The organism is Streptosporangium nanhuense (assembly GCF_059358815.1).
The window spans coordinates 96,072-114,814 of record NZ_JCADBG010000010.1 but is presented as its reverse complement, the minus strand read 5'-3'; the positions used below and the strand labels follow the sequence as shown (position 1 = coordinate 114,814).

Sequence of the window (18,743 nt, the reverse complement as noted above, 5' to 3'; positions counted from 1 at the left end):
ATGAAGGTCTCGATCGTCCGGGGAGGCGGCATCGCCGGCCTCGTCACGGTCATCACGGTCGACTCCGCGTCGCTGGCGACGGAGGCCGCCGCCGAGCTGCGCGCCAGGGTGGATCGGGCCGGGTTGTCCGGCGCGCCGGAGCGGTCGGGGCCCCCGGCGGGACAGCCCGACCGCTTCGACTACGAGCTGACCGTCGAGGACGGCGGCCGGGTGCTCACGACGCGTGCCCGCGAGGGGGATCTCTCCGGTCCGCTCCGCGCGCTCATCTCGTACGTGACCTCGCGGCCGGAACGGCAGGAGCGGGTCGGCCCGCCCGGCTGAGCCCCGCCCTGTCCTCCGACTTGCCCTTTCCGTCTTCTATGACCCTTTTATCCTCATGTCCGCCCGCCTGAAAGCGGGTTTGACCACGTGAAACTTCACGCTGTCACCGATTTTGGCGCGAGAATTCCCGCGTAACGGTTCCCCGATGGCATGATTCGCCAATGTGTGCAGTTCACAGGAGCTCAGGATTCCCCGGCGACTGCTGGCTTTATTACACCTTGGCGGCAAATGTGGGCACGGCTGGATTGTTCGGTGCGCGTGAAATCACATTTGCGGGTAGCTCTTCGGATATACGGAGGTATATGTGAAACGCGTCATCATCACCGCAGCTGTCGCCGCCCTTACGGCAGCCGCGCTGGTGCCCCCGGCGCAAGCCCGGCAGGCGACCGCCGAACCGGGCGCGCAAGCCGAGTACGTCGTCCTCTACGCGGAAGGCGCGCGTCCCGCGGACGCCCAGCGGGCCATCCGGGAGGCGGGCGGGAGCATTCTGAAGGAGAACGCCGCGGTCGGCGTCGCCACCATCACCACGACGAACGACCGCTTCGCCGAGACGGTGCGCGACGCCGCCTCGATCGACGACATCGCCCACAACCGGTCCATCGGCAGCGTGCCCACCGCCAGGCGAGGGACCACGGGCCGTGCGATCGTGCAGTCGAGGGAGGTGGAGAAGGCCGGTGACGGCGCGCCCGCCGCCTCCACCTTCGGCAGGCCCGCACCCGCCGCGGAGCCGCTGTCGGAGCTCCAGTGGGACATGAAGCAGATCCACGCGACCGTCGACGGCTCCTACCGCCACCAGCAGGGCGACCCGGGCGTGCTGGTCGGTGTCATCGACACCGGTGTCGACGGCTCCCACCCCGACATCGCGCCGAACTTCAACCGCGCGCTGAGCCGCAACTTCACCGTCGACATCCCCGCCGACGCCAACGGCAACGAGGTCGACGGCCCGTGCGAGGCCGAGCCCGACCGCTCCTGCAACGACCCGGCGGACGTCGACGAGAACGAGCACGGCACGCACGTGGCGTCGTCGATCGCCTCGCCCGTCAACGGGCTCGGCACCTCGGGCGTGGCGCCCAAGGTCTCGATCGTGAACCTGCGGGCCGGCCAGGACTCCGGATACTTCTTCCTGCAGCCCAGCATCGACGCGCTGACCCACGCCGGTGACGTCGGCATCGACGTGGTCAACATGAGCTACTACGTCGACCCGTGGCTGTTCAACTGCGTCGACAACCCCGCCGACTCCCCGGCCGACCGGCAGGAGCAGGCCACGATCATCAAGGCCATGCAGCGGGCGCTCGACTACGCGCACAACAGGGGGGTCACCCTGGTGGCCGCGGCGGGCAACGGCGCCTCCGACTACACCAAGACGATCGTCGACGCCTCCAGCCCCGACTTCGCCAGTGTCCCCGGCGAGCTGCCCTACTCGCGCACGATCCCCCCGAGCTGCGTCTCCATGCCGAGCGAGGGCAAGCACGTGATCTCGGTCTCCTCGACCGGCATCAGCAAGCGCAAGTCGTACTACTCCGACTACGGCAACGGCTACGTCGACGTCTCCTCCCCGGGCGGCGACGTCTACGACACCGCCGACAACACCCGCGACGTCACCAGGGCGACGCTGGCGGCCTATCCCCGGTCCGTGGCCGAGGCGCGCGGCCAGCTCAACCCCGACGGCACGCCCAAGGTCACCAACGTGGTCCGCAGTTGCAAGGGCTCCGTCTGCGCCTACTACGTGTACCTCCAGGGCACCTCGATGGCCTCCCCGCGCGCCGCCGGGGTCGCCGCGCTGATCGTCAGCAAGTACGGTCAGCGCGACCGGGCGCACGGCGGCAAGAAGCTCAACCCCGCCGTCGTGGAGACGGTCCTCAAGGCCACCGCGACCAGGACGGCCTGCCCCACCCCGCCCGCCTACACCTACACCAGGCATCTGCCGGACGGCACCACGGCGACCTCGACGCACACGTGTGAGGGAAGCGTGCTGCGCAACGGCTTCTACGGCCACGGGATCGTCGACGCCCTCCGCGCGGTCCGCTGACCCGAACCGGGCATCCGGCCCCCTTCCCGTACGGGAAGGGGGCCGGTGTCACAGGTCGTCCCCCGCCTGGGGTAACGGTTCGGCGGCGGCCGTGGTCGGGGCCGTGGCCGACCGGCGGCCGGGCGGCGGGTCCGTCGAGCGCGAACCGCCGGCGAGGCGCCGGGGGAGGCTCCCGGCCTGGAAACGGTCCGCGTGCTCGTCCACCCACTGTGCGAACGTACGTGCCGGACGGCCGGTCACCCGGGTGACCGTGTCGTCCACGGTGGTGGAGGAGGCGTCGGGCGTGGCGTACCAGCCGGTCCGCCGATCGGTCCGGCCGCTCACCTGACCGGTGTGCCCGCCGGTCCGCCGATCGGTCCGGCCGCTCACCTGACCGGTGAGCACCACCGCGCCCGGCATGCCGAGCCGCCGGGGCCACGCCGGTCCGCCCCGGGCGCTCACCCGGCGACTCGCGCGTTCCCCGCGGCTTCCTTTGCACCTTCTTGCGTAATGGGTTGATTTACCGGTAGCCCCGCCCGGGGATGGGTCGCCCGACGCCATCGGTCATGGGCCGTGAGCATGCCGCCGCACGGACGCATCCGGACACGGCATTGCTTGCGAAGTCCTCCATGGACGCTAAGGAGTGATGCCCATGGCCGCTGTCACGTGTGAGACCGATCGGCCCGGTGAGCGGACGGACCCCCGTACCGGACGAGGGACGGTCCCGCCGGCCGGTCGCGGAGACCTGGCGACGAGGAGGAGCGCGTGAGCCAGGTGGTGGTGATCGGCGCCGGTCTGGGCGGGCTGGCCGCCGCCGTCCGGCTCGCCGCCGCCGGGCGGGACGTCACGATCGTGGAGGCGAGCGACGTGCCGGGCGGCTGCTGCGGTACGGCCGATCTCGGCGAGTACCGCTTCGACACCGGCCCCTCGGTGCTGACCATGCCGGAGGTCCTGGCAGACGTCTTCGCCGCCGCCGGGGAGGACATGGAGAGCGTGCTCCCGCTGCGGCGGCTGGACCCGTACTACCGGCTGCGCTACCACGACGGCTCCCACCTGGACGTGGTGGCCGGCGAGGACGCCATGGCCGAGCGGGTGCGCGAGCTGAGCGGCGCGGCGGAGGCCGAGAGGTACCGGCGCTTCCGCGCCCGGCTCGGCGAGCTGTTCGACGCGGAGTGGCCCGCCTTCATCGACCGCGACATGACGCGGCTGCGCGACCTCGCCCGGCCGCGCGTCCTGGCCCGCATCGCGGCGCTGGGCGGCTTCCGCAGCCTGGACTCCCTCGTCAAGAGCCACCTCACCGACCACCGGCTGGTCAAGGCGCACACCTTCCAGGCCCTGTACGTGGGCCTGCCGCCCCGGCGGGCACTCGGGATCTACGCGGTCATCGCCCACATGGACACCGTCGGGGGCGTCTTCTTCCCGCGCGAGGGCGGCATGCACGCCATCCCGCGCGCCCTGGCCGCGCTGGCCGAGAAGGCGGGCGCGCAGATCCGCTACGGGGTGCGCGCGGTGAAGGTCGAGGCCGGGTCCTCGGGCGTCTCCGGGGTCAGGCTCGACACCGGGGAGCGCCTGGCGGCGGGCGACGTCGTGGTCGCCTGCGACCTGTCCCGCGCCCACACCGGGCTGCTCCCGAAGGGCGCGGGCGACTGGCGGCTCCGCCGTCCCCGCTACTCGCCCTCCTGCCTGGTCCTGCACTTCGGCCTCGACCGGCGCCTGGCCGGGCAGGCGCACCACACCCTGCACTTCGGCAAGGAGTGGGACGCCACCTTCGAGGCGCTGCGGGCCGGGCGGCCGCAGCCCGACCCGAACCTGCTGGTCACCTACCCGGAGTCCGACACCGGCGCGGCGCCGCGCGGCCACGCCACCCTCACCGTGCTGGAGCCGACGGCCAACCTGCGCGGCGGCGCCGACTGGGACCGGCTCACCCCGCGCCTGGAGGACCGGCTGCTCGGCAGGCTCGCCGACCTCGGCTACGGAGACCTGTCCTCCGCGCCGAGGCTCACCCTCGACCCGCCCGCCTGGGCGCGGCTCGGCCACTCGGCGGGCACCCCGTTCGCGCTGGACCACCGCTTCACCCAGACGGCCTGGTTCCGGCCGGCGGGCGCGGCCAGGCGCGTTCCCGGGCTGCACTTCGCCGGGATGTACACCGCGCCGGGGGTGGGGGTGCCCCCGGTGCTGATCTCCGGCCGGCTCGCCGCCGAACGCGTACTGGAGGGCGCCCGATGAGCCTGACCGCGAGCTACGAGCTCTGCCGCAGGCTCAACGCCCGTCACGGCCGCTCGTACTACCTGGCGACCCTGCTGCTGCCCGCCTGGAAGCGCCCGCACGTGCACGCCCTGTACGGCTTCGCGCGCTACGCCGACGAGATCGTGGACTCCTTCACGATGACCGGCGACAGGGCGCGGGCGCTCGACGGCCTGAGCGCCCGGCTGGCCACCACCCTGGAGGGCGGGAGTACCGAGGACCCGGTGCTCCCCGCGTTCACGCAGACCGTGCGCTCCTTCGGTATCGAGCACGGTGACATCCACGCGTTCATGGGCTCGATGCGGGCCGACCTGACCGTCACCCGCTACGCGACCTACGACGACCTGCTCGTCTACATGGAGGGATCGGCCGCGGTGATCGGCACCATGATGCTGCCCGTCCTCGAACCGCTGCCCGGCATGGAGGACAAGGCCCGCGAACCGGCCCGCCAGCTGGGGCTGGCCTTCCAGCTGACCAACTTCCTGCGCGACGTCGCCGAGGACCTGGAACGCGGCCGGGTCTACCTCCCGCTGGAGGACCTGGAGGAGTTCGGGGTGACGGTGGCCGACCTGGGGCGCGACACCGGCACCCCGGCCCTGCGCGAGCTGCTGGCCTTCCAGACCCGGCGGGCCAGGGACCACTACGCGCGGGCCGAGGAGGGCATCGGCATGCTGACCCCCTCCTCCCGGCCGTGCATCCGCGCGGCCTTCCAGCTGTACGGCGGCATCCTCGACCGGATCGAGGACGCTCGCTACGACGTCCTCGGCGGGAGGGTCGCCGTGCCCCGGCGGCGAAGAGCTACGATCTTCGCGCGGCACCTGTTCGCGGCGTCCGCGGCCGGCCGCGCCGAACGCCGCCTGATCGAGGAGGTCCCGTGAACGGGCCGTACGGGGCCGTCACGGGGCGGCCTGTCGCCGGACGGCCCGCCATGAGGGTGTTCGTCACGAGGGCGTCCGTCACGGGGCCGCCCTCGTTCGTCAGTTCGTTCAGCACCGTTGCCGGGAGGGCGTGATGTCGGAACCTGTGGTCGTCGACGCGATGGGCGGAGACCACGGACCGGTCGAGACGGTCGCCGGGGCGGTGACGGCCCGGCGCGAGCTGGGGATCCCCGTGCTGCTGGTGGGCAGGGCCGGGGACATCCGCGCCGAGCTCGACCGGCACGGCGCCGCCGCCGAGATCGACGTGGTGCACGCCGAGGACGTCGTCCCGATGGCCGAGCGGGGAGCGGGAGCGGTCTCCTCCGGTTCCTCCGGCACGACCAGCCTGACGGTCGGCTGCGAGCTCGTACGGCGCGGGGCGGCGTCGGCGTTCGTGTCGGCCGGATCCACCGGCGCGGTCGTCTCGTGCGCCATCCGTGGCATCGGCCGCGCCGCGGGTGTCCTGCGGCCCGCCCTGGCCATCGCGCTGCCCTCGGTCACCGGCGGCGCCACCGTGCTGATCGACGCGGGGGCGACCTCCGACCCCACCCCGGAGATGATCGCCCAGTTCGCGCTGCTCGGCGTCTCCTACGCCCAGCTCGTGCTCGGCGTCGCCGACCCGTCGGTGGGCCTGCTGTCGATCGGCTCGGAACCGGGCAAGGGGAACCGGCTGACGCGCAGGGCCGGTGAGCTGCTTCCCGATCTGCCGCTCCGCTTCCACGGCAACGTGGAGGGCCACGACGTGCTCGCGGGCACCGTCGACGTGATCGTCACCGACGGCTTCACCGGCAACGTGGTGCTCAAGAACGTCGAGGGCTCCGTGCGGGCCGCGCTGACGCTGGTGGCGCTTTCCGGGGTCGCCGGGGCCGAGGACCTGCGGGAGGTAGCCGGCCGCTACGACCCCGAGACCCACGGCGGGGCGGCGCTGCTCGGGCTGAGCGGCACCGTCGTCGTCGCGCACGGCTCCTCGCGGGCGGCGACGATCGCACGCGCCTGCGCGGTGGCGCACGACCTCGCCGAGGGCGGGGTCGCCACCCGCTTCGGCGACCGCCTCGCCACGGAACCCGTCCGTTGAGGGGAGCGGGACCGCCGTGCCGGGCGGGTCGGGCCGGGTCAGGCCAGGGGATCGGCGCCGTCCCAGGTGCCCTCGCTGGCGTACGGGGAGAACCGGGCGAACAGCTCCTCGGAGTACCAGCCCTCCGAGCGGGTCCTGCCGATCACCTGCCGGTGCGCCCGCCCCCGGTGCGCGAAGTCGCGCATCGCGGCGGCGTCGCGCCACAGCGAGAACGTGCCCTGCCTGGCCAGCGGCCACTCGCCGACGCCGACCGAGGCCAGGCAGCCGTCCTGCTCCGCCAGGAGGCGGTCCACTCCCGGGACCGAGCGATAGAACGCCACCAGGCGGGCGGGCCGGATCGACGCGCGGGTCAGCACGGCGACGGGACCATCGGGATCGGGCCCATGTGTCCCTCCGGGGGAAAGGCCGGACGCGCCCCCGGGGGGAAGGCGGGGCGGGCTCGTGGGGAGGGGGCCGAACGGGGCCACCCCGTTCCAGCCGCCGCGCGAGGCGAGGGGAACCAGCCGTACGTGCCAGGACTCCCGCGCCGTGCTCCGCCAGCGCTCCGCCACCGGGGAGTCGCGCAGGAAGCGGTCCAGGTCCCGCTCGTCGCGCCACACCGCCAGCAGGGCCCAGCGGCGCAGGTCCGCGCCCATGCTCGTCGAGGCCCCGCGGCCGGAGCCGAGCAGCCGCCAGAACGTCAGCCCCGGCGTGCCTCTCAGCACCGGCCGATCGAACGCCATGTACCGCATAGCCCCCATATCCGCATATCTCATGAGATGGAAGGAAGCGATGGTTCCGCTGCTCGTCTCGGTCATCGGCGGCTACCTTCTCGGATCCGTGCCGGTCGCCGTGCTGGTCGCCCGCGCGCACGGGTTCGACCCCCGCGAGGTCGGCGACCGCAACCCCGGCTTCTGGAACGTCAGGCAGCGGCTCGGCTGGCGGGCCGCCGTGCCGGTCTTCGCGGGCGACACGCTCAAGGGCACGTTCGCCGGGCTGCTCGGCCTGTGGGCCGGCGGCGCGCACCTCACCTGGCCCGGCGGGGTGAGCGGCGACAGCGTGCTGCCGGTGTACCTGGCGGTGGCCGCCGCCATGGCCGGGCACGCCTGGCCGGTCTTCGCCGGGTTCAGGGGCGGCCGGTCGATCCTCGCCTTCGTGGGCGGCTTCGCCGTCATCTGCCCCCTGGGTTTCCTGCTCGGGGTGGCCGCCCTGGTCGCGGTGGCCCTGGTGACGCGGTCCTTCGCGATCGGGGCGCGCGCCGGCGTCTTCGGCATCCCGCTGTTCCAGCTGCTCTTCGCGCCGGTCACGTACGTGGCCGCGACCGGCCTGCTCATGTGCCTCATCGGGCTGCGCTTCGGCCAGGCGTCGCGGACCACCCGCCCGTCGTGACCGGACCCGGCCGCGCGTCCGTCGTGCCGGAGCCGAGCCGGGAGGCCGCCGTGGTGGCCGGATAGGCGCGGCCTCGCCAGTCGCGTACCGGGCGCAGCGTGACCTGTGTCAGCCGAAGGGCCGCCAGCGGGTCCAGCAGCGGGGAGAGCAGCACGCCCGGCCCCGGGCGCGTGTAGCTGCCGCGCAGCGCGCCCGCCAGCAGCAGACGCACGGCCAGCAGGCCCAGGTCGAGCCGGGTGGGGCGGCCGGTCACCAGCCGGAGCACGGGCAGCGCGGCGGCCAGCCAGACCACGGCCAGGTCGGCGGCCTGCCAGCCCGGCGCGGTGACGTCGCGCAGCGACAGCGACCGCCCCCACTCCCGCCACACCCCGGCGGCCGAGTCGTGCATGTCGACCTCCAGCAGGCCTCCGGCGTCCAGGAACCCCACGGCCCAGCCGTCCGCCGCCAGGGTCCTGGCCATCGCCACGTCGTCGGCCATGTGCCCGCGTACCCGCGCGAACCCGTGGGCGTCCAGCATCGCCGTGCGGCGGAAGGCCGTGCACTGGCCGTTGGCCATCGCCCGGTGCGGGGGCGGGGGAGTGGCCGGCCCGATCGGGCCGAAGCGGTAGACCAGCGTCGCGAGGAAGGAGGCGTGCAGCGCCTGCTCGGCCGCTCCCTCGCACACGAAACGGGGGCCCGCGCTCACCAGGTCGTACTCCTCCAGGGCCGCCGCGAGCGCGCCGAACAGCCCCGGCGCGGGCCGGGCGTCCGCGTCCAGGGTCACCACGATCTCGCCCACCGCCGCCTCGACGCCCTGCTGCAGCGCCCACTGCTTGCCGACCCAGCCCTCGGGGAGCGGCGCCCCCGTGACGACCTTCGCGCCGAGCCCGGACGCCAGCGATGCCGTACCGTCGCGCGACTCGTCGTCGACGACGAGCACCTCCGCGACGTCCGGATCGGCGAGCGCCGCCGACAGGCAGGGGCCCAGGCGGGCCTCCTCGTCGCGGGCCGGGATCACCACCGAGACGCGCGGCGACGCCGCCCGTACCGGGGCCAGCGCGGGCCGGCGACGCCGCCCCCTGGCCAGCCGCACCGCCACGGCCACCGCGGCGACGGCCTGCAGCGCGTTCAGGAGTCTCATCGTCGTGCCTCCGCGAGTCGTGTCCCCATGGGGGGTCGTGTCCTCTCCGGCCGGCCCGCGCCCACATGGCCCGGGTGGCCCGCACGGTCCGGGTGGTCCGGGTGGTCCGGGTGGTTCGGGGGCCGAGGTGGCCCGGCCGTCCGGCTCACCGGGTGGTCCCGGTCGGGCGGCGGCCCCGGGAACCGCTCGCACCCGAGAGGGCGGCGGGGAAGTCCTCCCGTACGAGCGAGGCGACGATGCGGGCGCCCATCGCGACCAGCGGAAGCCCGCCGCCGGGGTGCGCCGAACCGCCCACCAGGTACAGGCCGCGCCGGGGGCCCCGGTTGCCGGGGCGGCGGAAGGGCGCGAACCTGCCCGAGTAGGCGCCGCCGTAGATCGAGCCGCCCCACGCGCCGTACCGGTCGCGCAGGTCGGCGGGGGTGAACAGGTCCACGAAGCGCAGCCGCCCCGACAGGTCGTGCCCCCTGGAGGCCAGCCGGTCGAGCACCAGGTCCCGGTACGCCTCGGGCGACATCGGCCACCGGCCCGGGTCGCGGGCCGGGACGTTGACCAGCATGACCCAGTTCTCCGTGCCCGGCGGAGCCTGTGACGGGTCGTCCACGACCGAGCGGCCGATGTAGACGGTCGGGTCCTCCGGGGGCCTGCGCCGCCGGAAGATGTCGCCGAACTCCCGCTCGTAGTCGCCGGAGAAGACGATCGAGTGGTGCGCCATTCCCTCGGTCCTGCCCTCCACCCCGGCCAGCAGCAGGAACGCCGACGAGGAGGTGCCGAGCCCGGCGATGCGCCGCAGCCGCCGCCGGTCGGGCAGCAGCCGCCCGTACAGCGCCGCCGCGTCGGTGTTGGCGACCACGATGTCGGCGTGCCGGCGCTCTCCCGAGGCCAGCCGCACCCCCCTGACCCGCTCGCCGTCGGAGAGCACCCCGGCCACCTCCGCGCCCAGGACGACCTCCACCCCCGCCTTCTCCAGCATCAGGGTCAGGGCGTCGGCGATGCGGGGCAACCCGCCGGGGACGTACCAGCCGCCCTCGCCGTGCTCGATCGCCGGGACGCACCCCAGCGCGGCCGGGGCGCGGTACGGGCTGGAGCCCGCGTAGGTCGCGTAACGGCCGACGTACTGGCGCAGGCGCGGATCGGTGAAGAAGCGGCGTGCCAGGCCGTCGAGGGTACGGCCCGGCGCCACCGCCAGCAGGTCCGACAGGCGGGCCTCGGTGGGCGGCCGGGTGAGCGGGCCGGTGAAGAAGGTGCGGCGCGAGGCGTCGAAGCAGCCCCGCGCCCAGTCGTGGAAGGCCAGCCAGGCACGGCCCTCGCCGGGAGCGAGCCGGTCGACCTCGGTGGCCATCCGGGCCGGGTCGCGGTACGCCGCCAGCGTCGAGCCGTCGGCGAAGCGGTAGCGGCACAGCTCGTCGAGCTCCACCAGGTCGAGTTCCAGCCCGAGGTCGGTGAAGACGGCGGGCAGGGTCAGCAGGGAGGGGCCGATGGAGAAGGTGAAACCGTCCCTGGTGTGCTCGGCGAGCTTGCCGCCCAGCCGGGGGAGCCGCTCGTACAGGCGCACCTCGTGCCCCTGCCGGGCCAGCAGCAGCGCGGAGACCATGCCCCCGACGCCGCCGCCTATCACCGTTACCTCGGGCATCCGCTTTCCTTTCGGGGAGTTCCGGGGAGTGAGGTCGCCGTCATGCCCGGCCCGCCTCGCGAACCGGCCGCCCCCGGCGTCCGCGCCGCCAGGCGAGCAGGGTGAACGCTCCCATCGAGAGCCCCCCGGCCGTGGCCACCAGCGGGTCCGGCGGGACGAAGACGGCCGCGAATCCGACGGTCTCCATGACCGCCATCACCGTGTAGATCGACACCAGCCCGGCGCTCCAGGCGGCCGGCTCGGCCAGTACGAGCTCCAGCAGCGCCATGACCAGCAGGGAGACCACGAGCCAGCCCGCGAAGTTGCCGAGCGGAACGCCCCGGTAGGGGCCGGGGTCGTGCCAGACCCACAGGCCCAGCCGGATCATCTGCGGGTCCAGGAACAGGTCCCAGGCGGTGAGGGCCAGCGCTCCCGTGACGATCCGCGCCGCCCGGCTCACCGGCGCGACGGCGGCGGCGACCGCGTGGGCCGCCAGCCCCATGCCGCCCCACGCCAGCGCCACGATCACCGGCACCCCGCCGGGCGCGGGCCACAGAACGCCGGTGTAGTGGTAGTCGCCGAACGGCAGGCCCGTCCTGATCCCGATCCACTCGGCGGCGTACCCGGTCGCGACCACGGCCGCGAACGCCGCGACGACCCTGGCCGGGGGGTGGGTCGCGCAGGCGAACGCCAGCGCGCCCGCCGCGAGCAGCAGGACGACCACGCTGGTCAGCGTGATCGGCCGGGGCTGCAGCCCGGAGGCGACCTGCGCGACGACCATCGCGGCCAGCAGCGCCGCGCCGAGCACGCTCGCCACGCGCGCGCCCTGTCTCACCGGCGAAGGCCGCTCCCGCACCGCCCCGCGCCCGGGCCGTCCGCTGCTCACCTGTTGGCTGTGCCCCATGGACGGTCATTCGATCGGCCGGGCGCGGTCAGATTCACTTTGAGGTCACGATCTTTCACTTCGAGGCGAGGGCGGGTCCGCCGGGTGCGGGTCCGGGTCCGGTGTGGACGGTGTTCCCCGGTCCTCATGCCGGAAGGGTTTTCCCGCCTTCGCCCCGGCGGGCTGTTCCGCTCCCGTCCCGGGCGTCCGCACACCGTGACGTGTAACCGCCCTGCAAGGGCCGTGCATGCCCGGTGCGGTACAAACCTCTCACCACCTCGGGCACCCGCCTCCCGCGCCCGGTTGAAAGGACGACCCAGCATGCGCACGACACGCTCCACGACCTCCGGGTGGGACGACCACGAGACGCTCCACGGCTTCGGGCAGGTGGCGGTGGGCGCGGTGCGCGGTTTCGGCTCGTGGGCGTGGGTCCTCGCGGCGGCCCCGATCGCGCTGGCGCTGGCGCTGGTGGTGGTGTTCTCCGTGGGGAACATCGGGGAGGCGCCCGAGCAGACCGTCTTCCCCGGGATCCGCAGCCTCTCCGTGGACACCGACCACGGGAACGTGGAGGTCGTCGGCGCCGACGTCACCGACGTCCGCGTGACGCGCCGCCACCACGGGGACGCCCCGCGCGGCGAGTCGTCGGGAGGCGGTTCCCTCACCGTCGGCCTCCTGTGCGACGAGGGTTTCGTCTGCACGACGATCCGCGACACGCCGCGGGACCGTACCGACTACTCCTTCGTCGTCCCGGCGGGCATCGACGTCACCGTCCACAGCCGCAACGGCGACGTCGTCCTGCGCGGGCTCACCGGGAAGGTCGTCACCCGTCCGGGCAACGGCTCGATCACCCGCCAGGACGCCCGGAACCGGTAGGTCCTACCAGAGGCTCCCTCGCGGGTGAAGGCCCGCCAGGTAACCGGCAGGGGCTCGTCGTGAGCCGCGCCGCCGTCCCCGCCCCCGCTCCCGGGCGGGATCTCTGATGATTCTCTGATCTGCGCTGTCTAGCTTCGTGACGAGCGACATACCGGTTGTACGACGACGTGCCGTTTCAGACGAGTCCGAAGGCCCGCCGCAAGGTCCCGGACACGTCTTGGAAGAGATCCGGAACCGCGAGGACGCCGCGCCGACCCGCGTGAGACCAGAGGAGCCGACCATGAGTGGTCCCGCCGAACCGCCGTTCCCGCACTCCTTTCTCGAAGCGCTGCGGAGCTCGCCCGGCGACCCGGCCTTCGAGCAGGGGGACAGGCTCGTCTCACGGGGTGAGCTGCTGGAGACCATCCGGCGGCTGGCGGGGGCGATGCGCGATGCCGGGCTGGGCCCGGGCCGGGCCGTCGCCGTCCGCACGGCCGTCTCCCCCGAGGCGTTCGCCGCCCACATGGCCGCCCACGCGCTGGGCTGCCGGGTCGTGGGCGTGCGGCCCGGCTACCCGGAGGGGCACCTCGCCCACGTGCTGGGGATGGACGTCGACGCCCTCCTCGTCGACCGGTCCACCGTGACGCCGGAGCTGCTCCGGGCCGCCGGGCCCGTCACGCTGCTGTCGCTCGGTCCGTGTCCCTCGCCGATGCCGGCGTCGGCGATCGACCTGCTCGCCCACACCGGCACCGGCGAGGGGCGGCCCCTCGTCCTGGCGGCCCGCCCGGACGACGTGGCCGTCCTGACCTTCACCAGCGGCAGCACCGGCCGCCCCAAGGGCTGCGCGATCACCTACCGCGCGCTCGGCGAGCACTGGTCGTGGCAGCCCCGCCTGTGGTCCCCGCTCACGGAGGAGCTCGCCGCGGGCTTCGGGCGCTACCTGCTGTTCGGCACCCTGGCGAGCATGGTGATCATGGATTTCCTGGCGCTGTGCCTGCTGGGCGGCGGCACCGCGGTGATCCCCGAGGACGACGGGCGGCCCCTGTTCCCGTACGCGATCGAACGTCACCGGATCACCGGCTCCATCGTGACCGTGCCGCGGCTGTGCCAGATGCTCGACCTGCTCAGAAAGGAGCCGGTCGACGTCGGCCGCCTGCGCGCGCTGATGGTCTCCGGGTCGCCGCTCGGCCCGGGGCGCCTGGTGGAGGCGGTGGAGCGGCTCGGTCCCGTGGTCTACCAGGGGTACGGGCAGACCGAGGCGGGCCTGATCTCGGTGCTCACCCCCCGGGACATCGCCGAATGCCCGGACGGCGTCCTGTCCTCGGTCGGGCGGCCGTTCACGGGCGTCGAGATCAGCGTGCGCGACGAGGAGGACCGCGAGGTGGCCGTGGGGGACACCGGTGAGGTCCACGTGCGCAGCCCGTACCTGATGTCGGGTTACTGGGGGAGTCCGGAGGAGACCCGCGACACCCTGCGGGACGGCCGGGTGCGCACCCGGGACCTCGGGCACCTGGACAAGGAGGGCTTCCTGCACCTCGCCGGCCGCACCCGCGACGTGATCATCGTCAACGCGATCGTGGTGTACGCGGGAGCCGTCGAGCGGGTGCTGAGCGGCCACCCCGACGTCGCCGAGGCGTACGTGGCTGGGGCCCCGGACGAGCTGACGGGAGAGGCCGTCCACGCGTTCGTCGTACCGGCCGAGGGCGCGGACCCGGACTGCGAAGCGCTGGCCGCGCTGGTGGGCACCGAGCTCGGGGAGGGCAGCGTCCCCTGGACGATCACGATCCTGCCCTCCGTCCCGGTCGCCGCGAGCGGCAAGCCCGACAAGCGCGCGCTGCTGGAACTGCTCGACCGGCGGCCTCTCTGATCGTTCTCTGAGAATTCCCCGCCAACACTGGGGACGTCCGTTCGACCAGATCGCTGTGACGGAGGTGTCCGTGCCGGACAACGCCCTGGACTACGTGGTGATCGGTGCCGGCCCCGCGGGGCTGCAACTGGGGTACTTCCTCGAAAAGGCGGGGCGGGACTACCTGATCCTGGAGGCGGGCCCCGCGCCGGGCACCTTCTTCCGGACCTTCCCGCGCCACCGGCAGCTCATCTCGATCAACAAGAGGTACACCGGGTCGGACGATCCGGAGCTCAACCTGCGGATGGACTGGAACTCGTTGCTGTCGGACGATCCGGGCCTGCTGTTCACCCGCTACAGCGACCGCTACTTCCCCGAGGCCGACGACATGGTCCGCTATCTCGCCGACTTCGCCGAGGCCTGCGGCCTGCGCGTCACCTACGACGCCCGCGTCTCCCAGGTCACCCGCGCCCCCGGTACGGGCCACTTCCTGGTGACCGACGAGCGCGGGCGGACCCACGAGGCCAGGCGGCTGGTCGTCGCGACCGGGGTGAGCCGGCCCAACGTCCCGCCGATACCGGGCATAGAGACGGCCGAACCCTACGGCACCTTCGCCGCCGACCCGTCCGGATTCGTGAACCAGCGGGTGCTCGTCATCGGCAAGGGCAACTCGGCTTTCGAGACGGCCGACAGCCTGGTCGAGACGGCCGCGGTGATCCACGTCGCCGGGCCGAACTCCATCAGGCTGGCGTGGCGCACCCACTTCGTCGGGAACCTGCGCGCGGTCAACAACAACTTCCTCGACACCTACCAGCTCAAGTCCCAGAACGCGGTGCTGGACGGCGACGTCAGGCGGATCGAGCGCCAGGCCGACGGCTCGTACCTGGTGACGGTGAGCTTCGTCCGCGCCGACGAGGTCACCAAGGACATCCCGTACGACAGGGTCGTCGTCTGCACCGGCTTCCGGATCGACGCCTCGATCTTCTCCGACGAGTGCCGTCCGGATCTGACGATCCGCGACAGGTTCCCCGCGCTCACCCCCGCCTACGAGTCGGTCAACGTGCCCGACCTGTACTTCGCCGGGACCGTGACGCAGTCCCGCGACTTCAAGCGCGGCACCAGCGGGTTCATCCACGGCTTCCGGTACGGCACCCGGGCGCTGCACCGCCTCCTGGAGAGCAGGTACCACGGCGCCGAATGGCCCGGCCACGAGCTTCCGGCCGATCCGGAGGCGCTCGCGGCGGCGGTGCTCGAACGCGTCAACCGCAGTTCGGCGCTGTGGCAGCAGTTCGGGCTGCTGGGCGACGTCATCGTCCTCGACGGCCACGGCGGGGCGCGCTACCTGGAGGAGCTGCCGGTCGACCTGGAGGGCCCGCCGATCGGCGACGGCGGCCACTTCACGATCACGCTGGAGTACGGGCCGGAGCACGACAAGGTCGATCCCTTCGACATCGGGGTGGGCCGGATCCGGCAGAACGACGCCGAGCGCGCCGCCGAGGGCCACTACCTGCACCCGGTGGTGCGGTACCACCGGCCCGGCGCGCCGCCGGCCGTTCACCACGTCACCGAGAACCTGGAGAACGAGTGGACCTCCCCGGAGACCCACGTCGAGCCGCTCCGCGCCTTCTTCGCCCGCCAGGCCGCCTCGATCCCGGCGTGATGGACACGAGGACACGAGCGGCCCCGGAGACCTCGGCGGTTCCGGCGGCGGCCCCGCGGACCCCGCGCGAGTTCGAGGCCGCGGCCCGCGCGCGCCTCGCCCCGGAGCACTACGACTACTTCGCCGGCGGGGCGGGGGACGAGGTCACCGTACGGGCCAACGAGGCCGCGTTCGGGAGGCTCTCCCTGCTGCCGAGGGTGCTGCGCGGCGCGGGGAGACCCCGGACGGACGTCGCCCTGCCCGGCGGCCGGGCGGCCGTGCCCGTGCTGGTGGCGCCGACCGCGTTCCACCGGCTCGCCGACCCCGAGGGCGAGCGGGCCACCGCGCGGGCGGCGGCCGCCACCGGGACGATCATGATCGTGAGCATGGCCTCCACCGTCGCCGTCGGGGACGTGGCCGCGGCGGCGCCCGGGGCGACCCTGTGGTTCCAGCTCTACGTCCAGCCCGACATGGCCTTCACCGAGACGCTCGTGCGGCGCGCCGAGGCGGCCGGGTGCCGGGCGCTGGTCGTCACGGTGGACTCACCGGCCCGCGGCCTGCGGGACCGGGAGCGGCACCACGGCTTCCATGACCTGCCCGAGGGGATGGCCTGCGAGAACCTGCGCGACGGCGAGCGGGTACGGCCGATCGTCATGTCGCCGGAGATCTCCTGGGAGCACATCGGCCTGCTCCGGGAGATGACGGCGCTCCCGATCGTCCTCAAGGGCGTGGCGCATCCCGCCGACGCGCGCCTGGCACTCGGCCACGGTGTCTCGGGACTGCTGGTGTCCAACCACGGTGGCCGCCAGCTCGACACGGTCCCCGCCGCCGTCGACCTGCTGCCGGAGATCGTGGCCGCCGTCGGAGGAGCCGTCCCGGTGCTGATGGACGGAGGCGTCCGGCGCGGCACCGACGTCCTGAAGGCGATGGCGCTGGGCGCCCGCGCGGTCGCGGTCGGCCGTCCGGTGATCTGGGGCCTGGCCGCGGACGGCGAGCGCGGCGTGACCCGCGTGCTCGACCTGCTCCGCTCGGAGGTCGAGCACGCGCTCACCCTGTGCGGCTGCGCGTCGGTCGACGACCTCGACCCGGGCATGGTGCGACGGTCATGCCGGTGACCGCGCCGGTCAGGGCGGCGGCGGTCGCGGTCGCCGCCGCGACCGTGCTGAGCCTGCCCCGATGGCTCCCCGCCAGGATCGTGGCGTTGCGGTCGCGGGTCTTCGCCCGGGTCAACGGCGAGGAGGGGATCACCGTCCCCGGAGACCTGGTCGGCGTCGAGAGGTTCAGGGAGATCTACTCCCACCCGGCGGCCGGCGGGCGGAGCAGGGGGGCCGCGCTGTCGGACCTGTTCTGGTACTGGCTGTCGCCGGGTGCCGAGATGCACCAGGAACACATCGAGGCGGGGGAGCGGTACGACGCGGTCGCCCGCGCCACGCGCGGCTTCCTCTCCGTGCCGCGCGTGGAGGCCGAGGAGCTCACCCGCCGCTGTGTGACCCGGGCGCTGCGGGACAAGGTGGGAGACAAGGTGGGTCTGGTCCGGCTGCGCGACCTGATGATGCCGGTCTGGGCGGAGTTCTACTACGAGCTCGTCTTCGGCGAGCCGTGCCCGCGGGTGGCGCGTGACCTGATCGTGGGCAACGCCGACGACGTCGTCACCGCGCTCAAGTGCTGCGGGCTGCGGCACATGGACCGGCGCGACCGGCTGACCCGGCATCTCGTCGGCCTGCTGCCCAAGGTGCGGGACCGGCTCCCGGCGGGGTTGTCGGACCGGGAGCAGGCCCTCTACCTGCAGGGAGCCTTCTTCAACACCGCGGTCGTCCAGATGTCGGAGGCGATGGCCCACCTGCTGATGGTCCTCGCCCAGCACCCGGACGCCCAGGCCGGGGTGCTCGCGGGCGACGAGCGGGGCGACGACGGCCACCTCGACCGCGTCATCTCCGAGACGCTGCGGCTCTACCCGCTCTTCGGTGTCGCCCACCGCGTCACCACCGATGACATCCTTCTCGACGAGCGCACGACGATCCCGGCGGGCTCGGTGCTGTGCTTCGACTACCCCGCCTTCCACCGCGAGGGCTTCGCCGACCCCGGCCGTTTCGATCCCGGCCGTTTCGGCACGGACCGCTCGCACTCGAACTACTCGCACCTGGACCGTTCAGGCCAGGCTCGCCCGGAGTCTGACCGTTCGTTCCAGGCCCGCCCTGAGCCCGACCGTTCGTTCCAGGCCCGCTCGGAGTCTGACCGTTCGTTCCAGGCCCGCTCGGAGTCTGACCGTTCGTTCCAGGCCCGCCCGGAGCCCGACCGATCCGGCTGGGACGCCCCCGGCCGTCCTGCTTTCGACCCTCCCGCCTCCGACCGCCCGGCACCCGGCTGTCCCGCCTCCGGCCGTCCCGTCTCCGGCCGTCCCGCCTCCGGCCGTCCTGCCCATGACCCTCCTGCCCCCGGCCCTCCGGCCTCCGACCGGCCCCGCCCGGGCCGGCACGCGGTCAGGGAGCTCAACCACATCCCGTTCGGCGTCGCCGCCAACCGCCCCTGCCCCGCCTGGCGCCTGGCGCCGATCACCATGCGGGTCGCGGCGCGGGAGATCCTGCGCGCGTACGCCCTCGACTCCTCCGCCTCCCACACCCGGTCGATGCCCAACCGGGGACCGTGCCTGCTCGTTCCGCGGGGCGTCCCCAAGGGGGCGGCCCATCGGGCGACGCTGCGGTTCGTGCGGTTCCGCGACCGCTGGGAGGACGTCTGGCGCAGCCTCGTGCAGCTCGTCCTCGGCACCTACATGGTCTGGGACGCGCGCAGGCAGCGGCTGTGCGAGCGCCACTTCGCGGAGGCCGACCGTTCGGCCGCCGCGGGGAGCAGATGATCGTCCG

General features: G+C 73.6%; 16 protein-coding genes. 11 read left to right on the top strand and 5 right to left on the bottom strand.

Features of this window, described 5'->3' with window-relative positions:
- Together AC5L38_RS20410 and AC5L38_RS20405 are read left to right on the top strand one after the other, a co-directional pair.
- Complete coding sequence (locus AC5L38_RS20410) at window positions 1-321, top strand: protealysin inhibitor emfourin (RefSeq protein ID WP_495244391.1); 321 nt, start codon at window positions 1-3, stop codon at window positions 319-321.
- Between the two features lie 304 nt (window positions 322-625).
- Complete coding sequence (locus AC5L38_RS20405) at window positions 626-2,350, top strand: S8 family serine peptidase (protein ID WP_495244390.1); 1,725 nt, start codon at window positions 626-628, stop codon at window positions 2,348-2,350.
- Between the two features lie 48 nt (window positions 2,351-2,398).
- On the opposite strand, the gene AC5L38_RS20400 is transcribed toward AC5L38_RS20405, so the two are convergent.
- On the bottom strand, window positions 2,399-2,791 hold the full coding sequence (locus tag AC5L38_RS20400) for a hypothetical protein (protein WP_495244389.1): 393 nt from the start codon (window positions 2,789-2,791) through the stop codon (window positions 2,399-2,401).
- 303 nt (window positions 2,792-3,094) lie between these two features.
- Here AC5L38_RS20400 and crtI point away from each other — a divergent pair, with 303 nt between their 5' ends.
- The 3 genes from crtI to plsX all read left to right on the top strand — a co-directional run bounded on the left by crtI (window position 3,095) and on the right by plsX (window position 6,565).
- A complete protein-coding gene (crtI, locus tag AC5L38_RS20395) occupies window positions 3,095-4,555 on the top strand; it encodes a phytoene desaturase family protein (protein ID WP_495244388.1) in 1,461 nt (486 codons plus the stop codon).
- Complete coding sequence (locus AC5L38_RS20390) at window positions 4,552-5,451, top strand: phytoene/squalene synthase family protein (RefSeq protein WP_495244387.1); 900 nt, start codon at window positions 4,552-4,554, stop codon at window positions 5,449-5,451. Before crtI ends, AC5L38_RS20390 begins: the two co-directional genes overlap by 4 nt.
- A gap of 133 nt (window positions 5,452-5,584) precedes the next feature.
- On the top strand, window positions 5,585-6,565 hold the full coding sequence (gene plsX / locus AC5L38_RS20385; RefSeq protein ID WP_495244386.1) for a phosphate acyltransferase PlsX: 981 nt from the start codon (window positions 5,585-5,587) through the stop codon (window positions 6,563-6,565).
- Window positions 6,566-6,603: 38 nt separating this feature from the next.
- Here the strand turns inward: plsX and AC5L38_RS20380 are convergent, their stop codons facing one another.
- Window positions 6,604-7,287, bottom strand: a complete 684-nt coding sequence (locus tag AC5L38_RS20380) for a spheroidene monooxygenase (RefSeq protein WP_495244385.1) — start codon at window positions 7,285-7,287, stop codon at window positions 6,604-6,606.
- Window positions 7,288-7,318: 31 nt separating this feature from the next.
- On the opposite strand from AC5L38_RS20380, the gene AC5L38_RS20375 reads away from it, so the two are divergent.
- Window positions 7,319-7,933: a glycerol-3-phosphate acyltransferase gene (locus AC5L38_RS20375; RefSeq protein WP_495244384.1), complete on the top strand. Its 615-nt coding sequence runs from the start codon at window positions 7,319-7,321 to the stop codon at window positions 7,931-7,933.
- Here the strand turns inward: AC5L38_RS20375 and AC5L38_RS20370 are convergent.
- The 3 genes from AC5L38_RS20370 to AC5L38_RS20360 form a co-directional block, all read right to left on the bottom strand.
- Window positions 7,884-9,053 carry a glycosyltransferase family 2 protein gene (locus AC5L38_RS20370; RefSeq protein WP_495244383.1) on the bottom strand — a complete coding sequence of 390 codons (1,170 nt, stop codon included), beginning with the start codon at window positions 9,051-9,053 and terminating at the stop codon, window positions 7,884-7,886. The genes AC5L38_RS20375 and AC5L38_RS20370 overlap by 50 nt on opposite strands.
- Before the next feature lie 145 nt (window positions 9,054-9,198).
- Complete coding sequence (locus tag AC5L38_RS20365) at window positions 9,199-10,683, bottom strand: phytoene desaturase family protein (protein WP_495244382.1); 1,485 nt, start codon at window positions 10,681-10,683, stop codon at window positions 9,199-9,201.
- Between the two features lie 40 nt (window positions 10,684-10,723).
- Window positions 10,724-11,479 carry a carotenoid biosynthesis protein gene (locus AC5L38_RS20360; RefSeq protein WP_495244381.1) on the bottom strand — a complete coding sequence of 252 codons (756 nt, stop codon included), beginning with the start codon at window positions 11,477-11,479 and terminating at the stop codon, window positions 10,724-10,726.
- A gap of 387 nt (window positions 11,480-11,866) precedes the next feature.
- Between AC5L38_RS20360 and AC5L38_RS20355 the strand changes: the two genes are divergently transcribed.
- The 5 genes from AC5L38_RS20355 to AC5L38_RS20335 all read left to right on the top strand — a co-directional run bounded on the left by AC5L38_RS20355 (window position 11,867) and on the right by AC5L38_RS20335 (window position 18,736).
- A complete protein-coding gene (locus AC5L38_RS20355) occupies window positions 11,867-12,418 on the top strand; it encodes a hypothetical protein (RefSeq protein WP_495244380.1) in 552 nt (183 codons plus the stop codon).
- Window positions 12,419-12,698: 280 nt separating this feature from the next.
- Window positions 12,699-14,264 (top strand): class I adenylate-forming enzyme family protein, encoded by a 1,566-nt coding sequence (locus AC5L38_RS20350; RefSeq protein ID WP_495244379.1) that lies wholly within the window; start codon window positions 12,699-12,701, stop codon window positions 14,262-14,264.
- A gap of 70 nt (window positions 14,265-14,334) precedes the next feature.
- Window positions 14,335-15,903, top strand: a complete 1,569-nt coding sequence (locus tag AC5L38_RS20345; RefSeq protein WP_495244378.1) for an NAD(P)-binding domain-containing protein — start codon at window positions 14,335-14,337, stop codon at window positions 15,901-15,903.
- Window positions 15,903-16,997 (top strand): alpha-hydroxy acid oxidase, encoded by a 1,095-nt coding sequence (locus AC5L38_RS20340; protein ID WP_495244377.1) that lies wholly within the window; start codon window positions 15,903-15,905, stop codon window positions 16,995-16,997. The genes AC5L38_RS20345 and AC5L38_RS20340 overlap by 1 nt, the downstream gene beginning before the upstream one ends.
- Window positions 16,988-18,736: a cytochrome P450 gene (locus AC5L38_RS20335; RefSeq protein ID WP_495244376.1), complete on the top strand. Its 1,749-nt coding sequence runs from the start codon at window positions 16,988-16,990 to the stop codon at window positions 18,734-18,736. The genes AC5L38_RS20340 and AC5L38_RS20335 overlap by 10 nt, the downstream gene beginning before the upstream one ends.
- Window positions 18,737-18,743 lie beyond the last annotated feature (7 nt).